This window comes from Loktanella sp. SALINAS62 (assembly GCF_018263905.1).
In the GTDB taxonomy this organism is placed as follows: Bacteria; Pseudomonadota; Alphaproteobacteria; order Rhodobacterales; family Rhodobacteraceae; genus Loktanella.
Genome location: NZ_JAAFZU010000055.1, coordinates 260,312 through 276,772, shown reverse-complemented (window position 1 = coordinate 276,772; position 16,461 = coordinate 260,312). Strand labels below are relative to the sequence as shown.

The following is a 16,461-nucleotide window of genomic DNA, read 5'->3' as shown; positions in this document are numbered from 1 at the left end:
GGCATGACGGGCCTGTTGCAGCGCATGATACAACGGCCCGGTGCGGATGCGCCCGATGTGCCGCTGACCGCCGCCCGCGCGGTAAAACGGTCTGTGACACAGGTGGCGCAAAACAGTCTGGGACTGGTGCTGGATATCGACGATGTGTCCGAACGGACCGGTGATCTGGACACAGTGCTGGCTGGCCTGTCCGATGATCTGTTGATGCTGCACTTGATCCGGGGCGGCGTGACGGTGGGATTGCTGACCTGTGATGCACAGCTTGTTGCCGTGGCGATCGAAACGCTGACCACGGGGCAGGTCGCAGCCGCCCCCGCGGCGGTGCGTCCCATCACACATACCGACATGGCGCTGATTTTGCCGTTTCTGCAGGGGGTTATTTCGGAACTGGATGGCAGCACCGTCGGCACGGCACTGGACGGCTGGTCCACTGGCTGTGACGTCGGTGCGCGGCTGGCGGATCGGCGTGCGGTGGGCTTTGCCTTGACCGAACAATCGTATCGCGTGATCGGGCTGACGGTGAATGACCGGGTGACGGATCGCAGGCCGGTCCTGTCCATCGTGTTGCCCAACCCCGCCGTTTCCGTTGCTGCACCGACAGCGCAACCTGCATTGGACGCAACGCAATGGAAAATCGCGATGCAGCGTGCGGTCAACAATGCGCCTGCGGCACTGGATGTCATCGTGCACCGGATGCCCGTGCCGTTGTCACGCCTGACCGAAATGGCGGTCGGGGATTGCCTGCCACTGCATGGCTGCACCATTGGCGCTGTCCGGTTGGAAGCGCCGGGCGGAATGCTGGTGGCCCGCGGCAGGCTGGGTCAGATGGCTGGCCGGATCGCGGTCCGTATCGAACGGCCTGACGACAGCCAGATGCAGGACCTGCCGCACCGCGAAGCCATCACCAAGGACGGCCACGCGATCAAAGACGTGTCGCAGATCGTATAGCGGTCAGGACAGCGTTTCCAACTGACTGCGCATGCCGTTCAGGTCGTAGCCGGCCTTGGCGGCGGCAGCGACGATGTCATCGACCGGCATTTTGCCCGCTTGACCCAATGCCCAGACAATCGTGGACCGCGTACCGGACGCGCAATAGGCCAGTGTCTTACCCTGTGCTGCTGCCGCGGTCTGGGCGTGGACCATATCCATGTTCAGCCCCTGATGGGTGACGGGGTTGTCCACAAATGTCATGCCCGCCGCTTCGACTGCGGCGCGTACGGCGTCGGATTGTTGCGCTGGCGGCACTTCGGCATCGGGACGATTGCAGATGACGATGGTAAAGCCCTGCGCGGCGATCGTGTCCGCGTCGGCGGGCATGATCTGCGGAGAAGCGGCGTAATCGGGGGTGATCTGATTGATTTGCATGGGCAGAGTGTTAGCCGCAGTCGGCGCGTTGGTCCAGCGCGATCAGGTCTGGTGGTTGCAGGGCACCGCGTCTAGTTTTCGGTTATGACAACACCGCCCGATCCAGTGACGGCCGCTGCAGACCACCTGAATGCCATGGGCAACCCGGTGCGGCTGGCCATCCTGTGCGCGCTACGTGACGGGCCGTTGACGGTTGGACAGCTTCAGTCCGCAGCGGGTCAGGCGCAGGCGCTGATATCGTCCCACCTGAAACGGTTGCGCAACGCGGGGCTTGTGCGGGCGGATCGTAGCGACGACGACGCACGCATCATTTTTTATTCGCTGTCCGACAGCCGGATCGTGACAATTCTGGACGCGCTGGGGCTTTAGCCCAGCAGCACGCCGACCAGCACCATCATCAACCCCAGCATCGCCGCAAAGAACGATCCAAGGTTGATGGGCATCATCGCGCCTACCTTGGCACGCAATGCCTCGTCCGACAGGTTTGCGCGCTTGGCGCGGGCCACGGTGACGATGGAATAGACCACACCACCCAGCCCCAGCAGGGACACCAGCGCCCCGATCCATATCATTGTCGCCATCGTCCACCTTTCTGATTTGCCGCCAATGCCGCTACCTTGCCACGGCGCACCTTGCAAGGTTTTGGCGGGACCGCTAGGACAGCCCGCAATCACCCGCAGGAGAGTTTCGATGTCCGACACCGCCACCCCCCCCGACGAAAACGTCGCAGGACAGGAACTGCGCCAGTTCATCGAACGGTATGAACGGCTAGAAGCCGAGAAAAAAGACATCGCTGACGGGCAAAAGGAAATCATGGCCGAAGCCAAGGGCCGTGGCTATGACGTAAAAGTCCTGCGCAAGATCGTCGCCATGCGCAAACGCGACAAGGACGATCTGGCCGAAGAAGAAGCCGTGCTGGAAATGTATCTGGCCGCGTTGGGGATGTCCTGACCGCTTAAAGCCCTATGTGCCGCCGCAGACATCAACAGACGAGGCATAGTGTGACAGCGACAAGTTCTTCTGGCCGGCAACTGACCGGTGCAAAAATCGCGCTGGCGGGGATCGGCAAGATCGCCAGCGAACAGCATATGCCGGCAATTGCAGACAGTACGGCCTTTGACCTTGCGGCGACGGTCAGCGGGTCCGGCGGCGTCGACGGTGTCGAAAACCACGACGACATCGGGGCACTGATCGACGCGCGCCCTGACATTGATATCGTCAGCCTGACCATGCCCGCACTGCCCCGCTATGACATCGCAGTCAAATCGCTGATGGCGGGCAAGCATACGATGCTGGAAAAACCGCCCGGCGCATCCGTGACAGAGGTTCTGAAACTGGAACGTCTGGCGCGGGCCAAAGGCGTGACCCTGTATGCGTCCTGGCATCTCAAACACGCCCCCGGCGTGGCTGCCGCCCGCGCATGGCTGCGCGACCGCACGGTCAAGGGAATGCGGATCAACTGGCGTGAAGACGTGCACGTCCATCACCCCGGTCAGGACTGGGTCTGGGAACCGGGCGGGCAGGGCGTGTTCGACACCGGGATCAACGCGCTGTCGATCATGTCTGAAATCCTGCCCAATCCCGTGCATCTGCGCGAATCCAAACTGGCATTTCCCGCCAATCGCAACATGCCTATTGCGGCAGACCTGACCTTTGTCGGTGCTGGCGGCATGAAAGTGTCGGCCACCTTTGATTGGCGTCATGAAAACCCGCCCGTCTGGGACATGGAAATCGACACGACAGACGGCACGTTGCGCCTGTACGATGCGGCGACAAAGCTGACGGTCAACGGCCAACCCCAGGCCATCAAGGACCAGACTGAATACGAAGGCGTCTATCACCGCTTTGCCGAATTGATCGAAACGGGCCAGTCCGATGTCGATGTGTCGCCGCTTCAGCACGTGGCCGATGCCATGATGATGGCGCAACGTCAGACGGTCGCAGAGTTCCATCAAAAAGACTGACCACAGCGTTTGACATTCCGGATGTTCGCGCGCTGCATGGGCGCAAACGGCACGGATGGATGCGGAATGAACGACACGACGATGCGGCTGGGCGTGGACATCGGTGGTACTTTTACCGATGTGGTGCTGGAAACCGGCACGGCGCGCTATTCGACAAAGGTACTGACGACTTACACCGCACCCGAAGATGCCATAGTCGATGGGATGCACCGCGTCTGCGCCGACGCGGGGGTCGAGCCGGGTCGGATCGGTCAGATTATCCACGGCACGACGCTGGCCACCAATGCGCTGATCGAACGGCGCGGTGCGCGGACGGCACTGATCACGACCGAAGGATTCCGCGACGTCATTGAAATGCGCAGCGAATCGCGGTTCGAACAATACGATCTGAACCTGTCGCTGCCCGAACCGCTGTTGCCCCGCAACCGCCGCTATGTGGTGCGCGAACGCATGGATGCAGACGGCGGCGTTTTGATCCCGCTGGACCGGGCAGAGGTTGCGGCGCTGGCCGACGAATTGATCGTTGCAGGGTATGACAGTATCGCCGTGGGCCTGCTGCATTCCTATGTGAACAACGCGCATGAACGGCTGATCCGCGACGTGCTGGCCGAACGGATGCCCGGCGTCATGGTGTCTTTGTCATCAGACGTCAGCCCCCAGATGCGCGAATACGAACGGTTCAACACGACCGTCGCCAACGCATATATCAAGCCGCTGATCAAATCCTATCTGGGCCGTCTGGCACAGCGTCTGCGTGACGAGGGCGCGGATTGCCCGGTGTTCCTGATGCATTCGGGCGGTGGGATCATCGACCTTGCGACTGCGGCGGAATTTCCGGTGCGGCTGGTGGAATCGGGGCCTGCGGGCGGTGCGGTTTTTGCCGCCGATATTGCGGCACGGCATGGACTGGACAGGGTACTATCGTTCGACATGGGGGGGACGACGGCCAAAATCTGTCTGATCCGCGACCAGACGCCGAAAACCGCCCGCGTGTTCGAAGTGGCACGGACCTACCGTTTCAAAAAGGGGTCAGGCATGCCGATTTCGATTCCCGTGATCGACATGGTGGAAATCGGCGCGGGCGGCGGGTCGCTGGCCCATATCGACGCGCTGCGCCAGATCCGCGTGGGCCCCGAAAGCGCGGGGTCCGAACCGGGGCCGGCCTGTTACGGGCGCGGCGGCACGCGTCCGGCCGTCACGGATGCCGACCTTGTGCTGGGAAAGCTGGACCCAGATGGCTTCGCGGGCGGGCGCATCCCGCTGTCGACGGCGCAATCGCTGGATGCGCTGACCGACACGCTGGCCATCCCGCTTGATATGTCGGCGATTGAGGCGGCGCATGGTCTGGCAGAGGTCGTTGACGAAAACATGGCCAACGCCGCCCGCGTGCATGCTGTCGAAAACGGCGAAGATCTGGCCGATTACACCATGATCGCATTTGGTGGTGCGGCCCCGCTGCATGCCGCGCGCCTGTGCGAAAAGCTGGGCATCACCCGATGCCTGATCCCGCAGGGTGCGGGCGTCGGGTCTGCTATCGGGTTCCTGCGCGCGCCCTTCAGCTTTGAGGCGAACAGGTCGGTGTTCATGCGGCTGTCGGATTTTGACAGCGGCGCGGTCACGGCCCTGTTCGACGAACTGACGGCAGAGGCCACCGGATTTGTGCGGTCTTGCGATGCGACCGCGCCGATCCGTGCCGAATACAAGATTTACATGCGCTACAGCGGGCAGGGCTGGGAAATTCCCGTCACGCTGACGCCGGACGATGCCAAAGCCCCCGATGCCGCAATCTATCTGCGCCGGTTCGAAGATGCCTATCAGACCCTTTTCAACCGCACCGTGGCCGGGATGGAGGTCGAAATCACCGTCTGGTCCGTCAACGCGACGACCCCGGTGCCGCCCGTCCAGCGCGAGGACGCGGTGACCGACCGCCGCGATGTCACACCATCGGGACAGCGTGACCTTTTTGATGCCGCACAGGCGCGCATGGTCAACGCCGGTGTCCATCGCCGCGCCGATCTGACACCGGGCGACACTGCGCGCGGTCCGGCGGTCATCACCGAAGACGAAACAACGATCATTTGCCCCAGCAGCCGCGATGCCGTGGTGCTGGCAGACGGATGCATCGACTTGCGTGCCAAAGGAATCGCCCCATGACCAGCACAGTCGCCCACCAGATCATGTGGAACCGCCTGATTTCCATTGTGGAAGAACAGGCGCAGGCGCTTGTGCGGACCGCGTTCAGCACATCCGTTCGCGAAGCGGGGGATCTGTCGGCGGGTGTCTACGATGCGGCGGGCCGGATGCTGGCGCAGGCCGTCACCGGCACGCCCGGCCATGTCAACGCGATGGCGGACGCGGTGCCGCATTTCATCCGCTGCATCGGCGCAGACACGATGCGGCCCGGTGACGTCTACCTGACCAACGATCCATGGCTGGGCACCGGCCACCTGCATGACATCACGGTCTGTTCTCCTGCGTTTTATCAGGACAGACTCGTCGGCTTCTTCGCCTGCACGGCGCATGTCACCGACATCGGGGGGCGCGGGTTCGGTGCGGATGCCGATTCCGTTTTTGAGGAAGGCTTGCACCTGCCTATCATGCGTTTTGCGGCAGCGGGTCAGGTCGATGCGACGCTTGTTCAGATCGTGCGGTCCAATGTGCGCGAACCCGACCAGTTGATCGGTGACTTGCACGCGCTGGCGACCTGCAACGACATCGGACAACGGCGGTTGGTCGATATGCTGGCGGAATTCACCCTGACCGATCTGGACGGCGTCAGCGATTTCATCCTTGATCATTCGCGGCAGGCAACGCTGGACCGGATCGCAGCGCTGCCGCGCGGGCGGGCGGACGGTCACATGCGGATCGACGGCTACGCGCGGCCCGTCGATCTGCGGGTATCTGTGACCTTTGCCGACGACCATGTGGCATGTGACTGGACCGGCACCAGCGGACCCGACCCAAAGGGGATCAATGTGCCGATGGTCTATACCAAAGCCTATTCCTGCTACGCGCTGAAATGCGCCATCGCCCCCGACATTCCCAACAACGCGGCCAGTCTGGAACCCTTTCGGATCAGCGCGCCCGAAAATACCATCGTAAATGCGCTGCATCCCGCGCCCGTCGCGCTGCGCCATGTGATCGGGCACTTGCTGCCAGACACGATTTTCGCTGCATTGGACCAGTTGTTGCCCGACACGGTCCCCGCCGAAGGGGCCGGGTGTCTGTGCAATTTCCAGATGTCGGTGCGGCCGCGCAGCGATGCACCCGCCCCCGATGGCGCGCGGCGCGCAGAGGTGCTTGTCTTCAACTCCGGTGGCACGGGTGCACGGCCGACACTGGACGGGATGAACGCGACTGCGTTTCCGTCGGGCGTGATGACCATGCCGGTAGAAGCCACTGAACAGGTCGGCCCCGTGGTGATCTGGCGGAAAGAGTTGCGCCCCGATTCCGGCGGTGCCGGCCGGTATCGCGGTGGGCTGGGGCAGGTGATGGATGTGGGCCCACGCGACGGGCACGAAATGGATTTGTCTGCCATGTTCGACCGGGTCGATCATCCCGCGCGGGGCCGCAGGGACGGCGGGGATGGCGCGCCAACCACGGTCGCCTTGGGCGATGGTACGCCATTGCGCGGTAAGGGACGCCATTTGATCACGCACGGATCGCGCGCCTGCATGGCATTTCCGGGTGGTGCTGGTTACGGATCGGCTGCCGACCGTGACCCTGCCGATGTCCGGCGCGATCTGGCGCTGGGTTATGTCACGCCGGCGGCGGCCAAGGCGGATTACGGGTTGAGCGATGATGACATCGCCGCCGTGCTGGCGGCGGTGCGACGCGGCGATCAGGGATAAGCGGCGTGGCGGTTGATCCATCCAGCCTGCCGATCCTGTGGTCGTTTCGCCGCTGCCCCTATGCAATCCGTGCGCGGCTGGCATTACAGGCGTCGGGCCAAACTGTCGCCCTGCGAGAGGTCGTTTTGCGGGACAAGCCAGATGCTTTTCTGGCCGTGTCACCCAGTGCCACTGTCCCGTGCCTGCAGACTGCGGACGCAGTGATCGATGAAAGCCTGGACATCATGCTTTGGGCACTGCGGCGAAATGATCCGCTGGGCTGGCTGGACATGCCGACCGAAGGTATGGCGCTGATCGCGCGCAACGATGGTCCGTTCAAGCAGGCGCTGGACCGCACAAAATACGCCATCCGCTACCCCGACAGTGACCCGTCGGAACAGCGCGCGGCGGCATCGCAATTCCTGCACGATCTGGATGATCGCTTAACACACGACTGGCTTTTTGGCAGGCAAAGCCTTGCGGATATAGCGATCCTGCCATTTGTGCGCCAGTTCGCGGCGATTGACCGGCCCTTGTTCGATGCACAGCCGTGGCCGCGTCTAAGAAGATGGCTTGACCGATTTGCCGCATCGGTCGAATTCACAGCCGTGATGTCACGCCACCAACCTTGGCGACCTGCACAGGCCCCGATCATATTCCCTGCTTAGCCCGTCGCTGCGTGGCGAGGGGCAGGCCGTGCACAATCCTAAGTCACACCATCACGCAACGTCATGTTCCGTTTCGCTGCATATCGACGTTTTTAGGGTTGCAAATAATTTCGGCTTGTTTTGCTGCGGTTGCAAAGCTATGAGTCCATAACAAATGTTGCTGAAAATTTTGAACTCAAAGCCAAACTGTAACGACGTTCGTGACCAAGGATTTAAACCATGAATAAAGTGATTGCCGCTGCTGCATTTTGTGCCTTTTTGCCACTTGGCGTGTCTGCCCAGAACGCGCCCGATGTTGCGGTGCCGGTTGTGCCAGGGATGGGGCTACCGACAGGCTATGAAACACTGCTTCCTGTCGGACTGCTGGTCGCGACTGTCATTCTGAACGGTCTGTCCGATGAGGACGATCAAGGCACGGCGCCGTCGGATACGAACTGAATAATTGCGCTGGCTTTGGGCCATCGATGCAGTGCCGGGCACAGAACAGCCCAAGCGCATCTTGTGTGTTCACGGGCAATTCGAACTTCGGTGTGTTGTCTAAGTGACGCGAAGACTTGGTGGTTTTAGCCGACGCGTCTCGCATGAATCTTTAGGTATTTTTGCAGGAATGTCGTGGTTGATCTAAGTCAGTTTTCTGCATTTTTGGCGTCACGGTCGTGTGGCGCGGAAACGCGATATGAAATCGTCAGGGAAACGACGGGGCCGTTTTACGTCATTTTCAAACGTGTTTTTGATATCGGTGTATCCGTGCTGTTGCTGGTGCCGACCGTCTTAACTGCGATCATGCTGCTGCTGCTCAACCGCTTTATCAATCCTGGACCATTGTTTTACGTGCAGGATCGGATGGGTCAGGATTGTGTGCCGTTCCGCGCGTATAAATTCCGGTCCATGCTTTGCGCAAAAGATATCGACAGAGGCGCGTTTGACGATCTGGAAGTATCACGCATAACGCCGTTGGGTCGTTTCTTGCGCAAATGCCGTTTGGATGAACTTCCACAGGTTTTCAATGTATTGGCCGGCGATATGAGCTTGATTGGCCCGCGTCCCGATTTTCTGGATCACGCCTGCATCTATTTTGAAACGGTGCCCGGATATCGCGCACGCCATCATGTCAAACCCGGAATTACGGGGTTGGCCCAGACCGAAGTCGGGTATGTCGACGGGCGCGACGGGCTGGAGCGTAAGGTATCGGCCGATCTGGCCTATATTGAAAATCGGTCGATCCGAATTGACCTGTGGATCAGCTGGCGCACGGTCGTGACCGTTTTCGGCGGCAAGGGCAGCTAATTCCAACGCATGCGGCAGCGCCGACTGACCCCGCTATTTGCGGGGCCGTCTGCGGCGGCGTCCCTGATCGTCGACGCTGCCCCCCCCACCAAGGTTAAAGCTGACATGGGGCAACGTCACGAGCGCTGCGAGATTGGGGAACGGATCGGTCGCGTGCGGGATGGCGTTCGCATTGACGAAATGTTCCTGGAATTTCGGGGCGATGGCGGTTTCGACCTTTGTGATCTGTCGCACAATGCGCGCGATGTCCTGACGCGCGGTGACGGAACACAGCGCGATCCGCGCGCCGGTGCCGGCCGCATTGCCCGCGCTGCGAACCTTGTCCAGCGGCGCATCGGGGATCATGCCCAGCACCATGGCGTGTTTGGGGCTGATATGCGCACCGAATGCCCCGGCAAGTGTGATGCGGTCAACATGATCCACACCCATTTCATCCATCAGCAGCCGGGCACCTGCATAAAGCGCCGATTTCGCAAGCTGGATCGCGCGGATATCGCCCTGTGTCACGGATATCAGCGCGCCACCCTGGGCCGTGCCATCATGCAACACGTAAGCGTGGGTGCGCCCGGTGGCGATGCAGCGCGCCGTGCCGGTCTGTTCGGCAGAGCCGATCAGCCCCTTGTCATCCAGCAGGCCCGCCATGCGCATTTCGGCAACCGCTTCGATGATGCCTGATCCGCAGATGCCCGTGATCTGTGCGGCGGCATCGAAATCGGGATCGGTGGACCATTGGTCGTGGCCGATAATCTTGAACCGTGGCTCCTTTGTCTCGGGGTCGATTTCCACACGTTCGATGGCACCCGGCGCCGCCCGCTGGCCCGCGCTGATCTGCGCGCCTTCGAACGCCGGGCCGGTGGGCGATGAACAGGCCAGCACGCGGCTGGTGTCGCCTAGCAGGATTTCCGCGTTGGTTCCCACGTCCACGATCAGCACAAGATCCTCTGACTTGCCGGGTTCCTCTGACAGGGCGACGGCGGCAGCGTCCGCGCCCACGTGACCTGCGATGCAGGGCAGGATGAACACCTGTGCGGCATCGTTCATGCGGGTCAGGTCCAGATCGCGGGCCGCCAGTCCCATCGCGTCGGATGTTGCCAGCGCGAACGGTGCCTGACCCAGTTCCACCGGGTCCACGCCAATCAACAGGTGATGCATGACCGGGTTGCAGACAAACACCGCTTCCATGATCTGGTCGGGTGTGATCCCGGCTTCTGCCGCGATGTCGACGGTCAGATCGTTGATCGCCGCGCGGACGGCGGCGGTCATCTCGACCTCTCCGCCGGGGTTCATCATGGCATAGCTGACACGGCTCATCAGGTCTTCGCCAAAGCGGATCTGCGGGTTCATGATGCCTGCGCTGGCGGCAACCGTCCCATTGCGCAGATCACACAGGTGGGCCGCGATGGTGGTGGACCCAAGGTCGATGGCCAGCCCGTAAATGCGGCCCTCGTAAAAGCCGGGATAGACGTCGATGATCTGGTGGCGCGTGTCCAGCGATCCACGGTGCAGGGCGACGGTGACTTCCCAATTGCCTTTGCGCAGCAGCTTTTGCAGCTTTTTCAAAACGGGCAACGGGGCATGCACATCCATGATGCCCCATTCATCGCGCAAGGCACGCGCCAGCCGTTCCAGATCGCCTGACGGTTCGTGCATATCCGGTTCTGTCACATGGACGAAATACATCTTTGTCGCCGGGTCCATGACGATGTCACGCGCGGCGGCGGCTTTGCGCACCACCTGACGGTGGACCTGGCTTTCGGGGGGGACGTCGATCACAACATCGCCCTGCACGGTGGCCTGACACCCCAGACGGCGGCCTTTTTTCAACCCACGGATATCGTCGTAGCGTTGTTCGACGCTGTTCCATTCCGACAGCGCGCCGTCGCGCACCGTGACGCCGTGTTTGGAAAATTCACCATAGGACGGCGCGATCTGGCATTTCGAACAGATGCCGCGCCCGCCGCAGACGCTATCCAGATCGACGCCCAGTTGGCGGGCCGCCGTCAGGATCGGCGTGCCTGCGGGAAACCGCCCCCGCTTGCCAGAGGGGGTAAAGATGACGAGAGGATCACTGGTCATTGCGGGCACCTTTGCTGCGTTGCGCGCACACTAGCCATTTCGCGGCGATACGAAAGGCCAAGGCGCGACGACACAGCGCCGCAAGCGTCATTCTTTTGACCTTTTGCCCGCGCGTCATTCGTGCAATACGGCACCGCCAAACGACCCTATCAGGAGAGACCGTGATGGAGATTCGCGAGGCATTGACCTTTGACGACGTTCTGCTTGTTCCCGCAGCGTCATCCGTGCTGCCGTCGACAGCAGATACCCGCACATTCGTCACGCAATCAATCCGGTTGAACATCCCGCTTTTATCGTCCGCGATGGATACCGTGACCGAAGGCCGCATGGCGATTGCGATGGCGCAGGCGGGCGGAATGGGGATCGTTCACAAGAACCTCGACATCGACGCGCAGGCCCGCGAAATCCGGCATGTGAAACGGTTTGTGTCCGGCACCGTCTATAACCCCGTGACCCTGCGCCCCGATCAGACACTGGCCGATGCAAAAGCGCTGATGGAACGTTATCGCGTTACCGGATTTCCGGTTGTGGGGCCCGAAGGACGCGTTGTCGGGATCGTCACCAACCGCGACATGCGGTTCGCAACGGACGACAACACCCCCGTCAGCGTGATGATGACATCTGACAATCTGGCGGTGCTGCACGAACCTGCCGATCTGGAAGAAGCGCGGTCATTGATGCAGGCGCGGCGGATCGAAAAGCTGCTGATCACCGATCAGGCAGGCAAACTGACGGGGCTTCTGACGCTAAAGGACAGCGAACAGGCGGTGTTGAACCCCGTGGCCTGCAAGGACGATCTGGGTCGTCTGCGGGTCGGGGCTGCGACTGGCGTGGGCGATGCAGGCTTTGAACGGTCAGAAGCGCTGATCGACGCGGGCGTCGATCTGATCGTCGTGGACACCGCGCATGGTCATTCTGACGGTGTGTCGCGCGCGGTCGAACGGATCAAGGCGCTGTCCAATCAGGTGCAGGTCGTGGCAGGCAACGTGGCAACGGCAGATGCCACAAAGGCGCTGATCGGTGCGGGTGCCGATGCCGTAAAGGTCGGGATCGGGCCGGGGTCCATCTGCACAACGCGCATGGTTGCCGGTGTCGGCGTGCCGCAGCTGACGGCTGTCATGGATTGCGCCGGTGTCGCTGGCGACGTTCCAGTCATCGCGGACGGCGGGATCAAGTTTTCCGGTGATTTTGCCAAGGCCATCGCGGCCGGTGCATCCTGTGCCATGGTCGGATCAATGATCGCCGGCACCGACGAATCTCCCGGCGAGGTGATCCTTTATCAAGGCCGCAGCTTCAAAAGCTATCGTGGTATGGGCAGCCTTGCGGCGATGGCGCGCGGATCTGCCGACCGTTATTTCCAAAAAGATGCCGCCAGCGACAAACTGGTGCCCGAAGGGATCGAAGGGCAGGTGCCGTACAAGGGATCGGCCAGCGCCGTTGTGCACCAGTTGGTCGGGGGGCTGCGGGCTGCGATGGGCTATACTGGCAACGCGACGGTGGCCGACATGCGCAAGAACGCGACATTCGTGAAAATCACAGGGGCGGGACTGCGTGAAAGCCACGTCCACGATGTGCAGATCACACGCGAATCGCCGAATTACCGGTCCACGGCTTAATTTGCTGTGACGCCCGCTGCCCGCTATGCCGCCGCGATTGCGGTTCTAGATGATGTTCTTGCCGGTGAATCGGCGGAACGGACCCTGACAACATGGGCCCGCAAGAACCGGTTTGCGGGGTCAAAGGACCGCGCGGCGATCCGCGATCACGTCTACGATGCCTTGCGCGGGCGTCGTTCTTTATGCGCGTTGGGCGGGGATACGTCAGGGCGCGGGGCGATCCTGGGCCTGTTGCGGCGTGAAGGGATCGCGCCGGACACTGTATTCGGCGCGGGTGGCTATGGCCCCGCGGCCCTGACCCCGCAAGAGGCGGCAGGCGGCTCTGAACCCGATACCGATGCGGCCCGTGCTGATCTGCCCGACTGGTTGTGGCCGATCTGGCAAGATGCCTTGGGTGGCGACGCGATGGATGTGGCGCAGGCGATGCGTCACCGCGCCGGGGTTTTCCTGCGGGTGAACCTGTCCCGCGCGACCCTTGCTGACGCGATCGACGCGTTGGCCGCTGACGACATTGTTGCGGTTCCCGTACCTGACGTGAAGACTGCGCTGAAAGTCATTGAAAACGAAAGAAAAGTAGCGAGCTCGGATGCGTTCGCTTCGGGCTTGGTCGAGGTGCAGGATACGGCGTCTCAGATCGCGATACATCGCCTGCAGGATGTACGGGCAGACCGCATCCTAGATTTCTGCGCGGGTGGTGGTGGCAAGGCGCTGGCGTTGGCGGACCTGCAGGATGCGGCCATCTTTGCCCATGATATCGACGCGGCCCGCACTGCGGATATCGCCCCGCGTGCAGCGCGCGCCGGGGTCAAGATCACGACGCTGCGCACGGCTGGCTTGGCGCAGGCGGTGCCTTTTGGGCTGGTGTTGTGCGATGCCCCCTGTTCCGGAAGCGGCACATGGCGCCGTGCGCCCGATGCCAAATGGCGGTTGACGCGCGATCAACTGGATCATTATGGCGAGCTTCAGTCCGGCGTGCTGGATCAGGCCCAGGGGTTGGTCGCACCGGGCGGCGTGCTGGCCTATGCGACGTGCTCTGTCATGACGCAGGAAAATGACGATATCGTTCATGACTTTTTGGCGCGCCGCACAGAGTTCAGCCTGGTTGATCGTATGCAGCTTTTGCCCGGCCCAGATCACGATGGTTTCTATCTGGCGATCATGCGCAAGGCTCAACCTTAAGTATTATTGATCCGTTTTAAGGACTTGTTTACGCTCCACCCGATACGGTCCTGCGACATGCATGTCCGCGGATGGAGAAATCGTGCTGCCCACCCACACACCCATCCTGCCGGATCGGCATGCCATGCCACCGGGATTCTGGTTTTTGATTGCAGCAACAGCGCCTTGCGGCTTTGCGGGCCTGTTCAGCAACGATCCTGTCGTCAGGGCCGTGGCGGTTGGTGGTGGGGTGGTGTTGTTGTTGGCGGCGCTGTTCATTTATGCGCGCAACACCAAGCGGACGCAGGATTTGGGCCCTGCTGTCAGCGATATCCAGCGCGCGTTTCAGACATTGCTGCATCTGGACCATGGCAGCGCCTATCTGGCTCGGACGGACGGCCGGATTGTATTTGCTAATGCGGCCGCGATATCCCGTTTCGGTGACGTCCAGGACGATCATCTGGCGACCGCCCTGGGCCGGATCGTGGCCAGCCCCGAAGTGATCCTGGCAACGCTTCAGGATACGGCCGCACGCGATGGTCTTGCCAAAGAAGATATCGTTACCCGCAGCGGCAACTACCGATTGTCGCATATGCCGGTGGAACCTGGGCTTGATTTGTGGCGGCTGGATGATCTGGGCCAGTCCAGTCAGTCACTCGGCCGGGCCGCCGATATCCTGACGCTACCGATGCTGACAGCGGGCCCATCGGATACGGTGCTTTACCTGAATGATGCTTTCCGCCGATTGCTGGGCGAAAGACCCAAATCGGTGCGCGATATTTTCGGACAAACACCGCCGGTCAGTGGCCGGGTTTGCCACATCGATACACCCGACGGCATGAAAGCCTTTATTGCGGGTGTGGTCGATCGGACCGCGCGTCGGCGCGAAATCTACCTTTTGCCATGTCAAAATGGGGCTGGCAGCAGCGACGGGCCGCCCGCATTGTCCGCCGGATGGGATGCGATAGAAGACCTGCCTGTCCCCCTGTTGAAAATCAACAATGCCGCGATGATCACGGCGTCGAACCGGCAAGCCAGGGTTTTGCTGGGGCTGGAAAACATGAATGACCGGCGGGTTCAGGACGTGTTGGACGGGCTTGGCCGCCCCATCGTTGACTGGATCCGCGAAGCGCTTGCTGGCCAAGGCGGACATGTGTCGCAATTTCTGCGCGGACGTGGTGATAATCAGGAAACCTTTGTTCAGGTCACGCTGAATATCGCAGACGGCGCAGAAGGGCGTCATCTGATCGCTGTGCTGAACGATGTCACTGAACTGAAAACGCTGGAAGCGCAGTTTGTACAAAGCCAGAAAATGCAGGCCATCGGGCAGCTTGCAGGCGGGGTGGCACATGATTTCAACAATCTGCTGACTGCGATTTCAGGGCATTGCGATCTGTTGTTGTTGCGTCACGATCAGGGCGATCACGATTATGGCGACCTGATCCAGATCCACCAGAATGCAAACCGCGCTGCCAGCCTTGTCGGGCAGTTGTTGGCGTTTTCGCGCAAACAGAACCTGCAACCCGAACGTATCGACTTGCGTGATACCCTGTCGGACCTGACGCATCTGCTAAACCGACTTGTCGGTGAAAAGGTCAGTCTTATGCTGGAACACGCGCCGGATCTGGCGGCGATCAAGGCGGACAAACGCCAGCTTGAACAAGTCATGATGAACCTCATCGTGAACGCCCGCGATGCGATGCCCCAAGGGGGCGAAATCCGGATCGTGACACAAAACCGCGTGCTTGATACGCCGATGGTCCGGGGCAATGTAGCGGTCCCGCCGGGCGAATATGTGGTGGTGCGCGTCATCGACGAAGGCTGTGGTATTGCGCCGGATCGACTGCAAAAGGTGTTTGAGCCGTTCTATACCACCAAGCGCACGGGCGAAGGCACCGGGCTTGGCCTGTCAACCGCCTATGGGATCGTCAAGCAGTCGGGGGGATTCATATTTGCCCATAGCGAAGCCGGGCAAGGCACCGAATTTGAAATGTTTTTCCCCAGCCAAACGCTGCCCGTGGCAAACGGGGGACTGCTGCCTGCGAAAGCGTCTGAACACACCGTCACGCATGGCACGGGCGTCGTTCTACTGGTCGAAGACGAGGCACCGGTGCGCGCCTTTGCATCCCGTGCGTTGCGTCTGCGCGGCTATACCGTCATGGAAGCCGATTGCGCCGAAGCAGCGCTGGAACTGCTGGCTGACCCCGATCTGATGGTCGACATCTTTGTGACGGATGTCATCATGCCCGGCATGGATGGGCCGACCTGGGTCAAAAAGGCCATCGTCGACCGTCCGGACACAAGGGTCGTTTTTGTATCCGGCTATTCGGAAGACGCGTTCAGCGATGACGCAGAACCTGTGCCGCAGGCTGTTTTCCTGCCCAAACCGTTTTCGCTGAACGCCCTGACTGAAACGGTGTCAGCGCAGCTTGCCGCGCGGCGCTGATCTTTTGCGGCATCTGATCCCGTAAGCCTTGTTTTGCGATTGTCTGATTCA

15 protein-coding genes are annotated in these 16,461 nt (G+C 61.3%); 12 read left to right on the top strand and 3 right to left on the bottom strand.

The genetic code is table 11. The features are described from left to right. Positions 1-3 precede the first annotated feature (3 nt). On the top strand, positions 4-948 hold the full coding sequence (locus GZH79_RS15855; RefSeq protein WP_211644729.1) for a flagellar motor switch protein FliM: 945 nt from the start codon (positions 4-6) through the stop codon (positions 946-948). A 3-nt stretch (positions 949-951) separates the two neighbouring features. On the opposite strand, the gene GZH79_RS15850 is transcribed toward GZH79_RS15855, so the two are convergent. Beyond that, positions 952-1,365 (bottom strand): TIGR01244 family sulfur transferase, encoded by a 414-nt coding sequence (locus GZH79_RS15850; protein WP_211644728.1) that lies wholly within the window; start codon positions 1,363-1,365, stop codon positions 952-954. A gap of 84 nt (positions 1,366-1,449) precedes the next feature. Here GZH79_RS15850 and GZH79_RS15845 point away from each other — a divergent pair, with 84 nt between their 5' ends. After that, positions 1,450-1,734, top strand: a complete 285-nt coding sequence (locus GZH79_RS15845) for a metalloregulator ArsR/SmtB family transcription factor (protein ID WP_211644727.1) — start codon at positions 1,450-1,452, stop codon at positions 1,732-1,734. On the opposite strand, the gene GZH79_RS15840 is transcribed toward GZH79_RS15845, so the two are convergent. Beyond that, on the bottom strand, positions 1,731-1,946 hold the full coding sequence (locus GZH79_RS15840; protein ID WP_211644726.1) for a hypothetical protein: 216 nt from the start codon (positions 1,944-1,946) through the stop codon (positions 1,731-1,733). The two genes, GZH79_RS15845 and GZH79_RS15840, sit on opposite strands and share 4 nt — an antisense overlap. Positions 1,947-2,055: 109 nt before the next feature. Here GZH79_RS15840 and GZH79_RS15835 point away from each other — a divergent pair, with 109 nt between their 5' ends. The 7 genes from GZH79_RS15835 to GZH79_RS15805 all read left to right on the top strand — a co-directional run bounded on the left by GZH79_RS15835 (position 2,056) and on the right by GZH79_RS15805 (position 9,114). After that, complete coding sequence (locus tag GZH79_RS15835; protein ID WP_211644725.1) at positions 2,056-2,316, top strand: DUF2312 domain-containing protein; 261 nt, start codon at positions 2,056-2,058, stop codon at positions 2,314-2,316. Between the two features lie 50 nt (positions 2,317-2,366). Then, on the top strand, positions 2,367-3,329 hold the full coding sequence (locus tag GZH79_RS15830; RefSeq protein WP_349291221.1) for a Gfo/Idh/MocA family oxidoreductase: 963 nt from the start codon (positions 2,367-2,369) through the stop codon (positions 3,327-3,329). A gap of 66 nt (positions 3,330-3,395) precedes the next feature. Next, positions 3,396-5,483, top strand: coding sequence for a hydantoinase/oxoprolinase family protein (locus GZH79_RS15825; RefSeq protein ID WP_211644723.1), 2,088 nt, complete (start codon positions 3,396-3,398; stop codon positions 5,481-5,483). Continuing rightward, entirely contained in the window at positions 5,480-7,180 is a 1,701-nt protein-coding gene (locus GZH79_RS15820; protein WP_211644722.1) for a hydantoinase B/oxoprolinase family protein, read from the top strand. The genes GZH79_RS15825 and GZH79_RS15820 overlap by 4 nt, the downstream gene beginning before the upstream one ends. 5 nt (positions 7,181-7,185) lie before the next feature. Then, the gene (locus tag GZH79_RS15815) at positions 7,186-7,827 is read left to right on the top strand and encodes a glutathione S-transferase (RefSeq protein WP_349291220.1); all 642 of its coding nucleotides are present in this window, start codon (positions 7,186-7,188) and stop codon (positions 7,825-7,827) included. A gap of 219 nt (positions 7,828-8,046) precedes the next feature. Next, positions 8,047-8,265 carry a hypothetical protein gene (locus GZH79_RS15810; protein WP_211644721.1) on the top strand — a complete coding sequence of 73 codons (219 nt, stop codon included), beginning with the start codon at positions 8,047-8,049 and terminating at the stop codon, positions 8,263-8,265. 174 nt (positions 8,266-8,439) lie between these two features. Then, on the top strand, positions 8,440-9,114 hold the full coding sequence (locus GZH79_RS15805; RefSeq protein ID WP_349291219.1) for a sugar transferase: 675 nt from the start codon (positions 8,440-8,442) through the stop codon (positions 9,112-9,114). Positions 9,115-9,147: 33 nt separating this feature from the next. Here GZH79_RS15805 and GZH79_RS15800 read toward each other — a convergent pair whose 3' ends face one another. Continuing rightward, the gene (locus tag GZH79_RS15800; RefSeq protein WP_211644720.1) at positions 9,148-11,190 is read right to left on the bottom strand and encodes an ASKHA domain-containing protein; all 2,043 of its coding nucleotides are present in this window, start codon (positions 11,188-11,190) and stop codon (positions 9,148-9,150) included. Between the two features lie 164 nt (positions 11,191-11,354). Between GZH79_RS15800 and guaB the strand changes: the two genes are divergently transcribed. The 3 genes from guaB to GZH79_RS15785 all read left to right on the top strand — a co-directional run bounded on the left by guaB (position 11,355) and on the right by GZH79_RS15785 (position 16,410). Further along, positions 11,355-12,806, top strand: a complete 1,452-nt coding sequence (guaB, locus tag GZH79_RS15795; protein ID WP_211645042.1) for an IMP dehydrogenase — start codon at positions 11,355-11,357, stop codon at positions 12,804-12,806. 6 nt (positions 12,807-12,812) lie between these two features. Continuing rightward, on the top strand, positions 12,813-13,985 hold the full coding sequence (locus GZH79_RS19350; RefSeq protein ID WP_211644719.1) for an RsmB/NOP family class I SAM-dependent RNA methyltransferase: 1,173 nt from the start codon (positions 12,813-12,815) through the stop codon (positions 13,983-13,985). 61 nt (positions 13,986-14,046) lie between these two features. Then, the gene (locus GZH79_RS15785; RefSeq protein WP_249219234.1) at positions 14,047-16,410 is read left to right on the top strand and encodes an ATP-binding protein; all 2,364 of its coding nucleotides are present in this window, start codon (positions 14,047-14,049) and stop codon (positions 16,408-16,410) included. Positions 16,411-16,461: the final 51 nt, after the last annotated feature.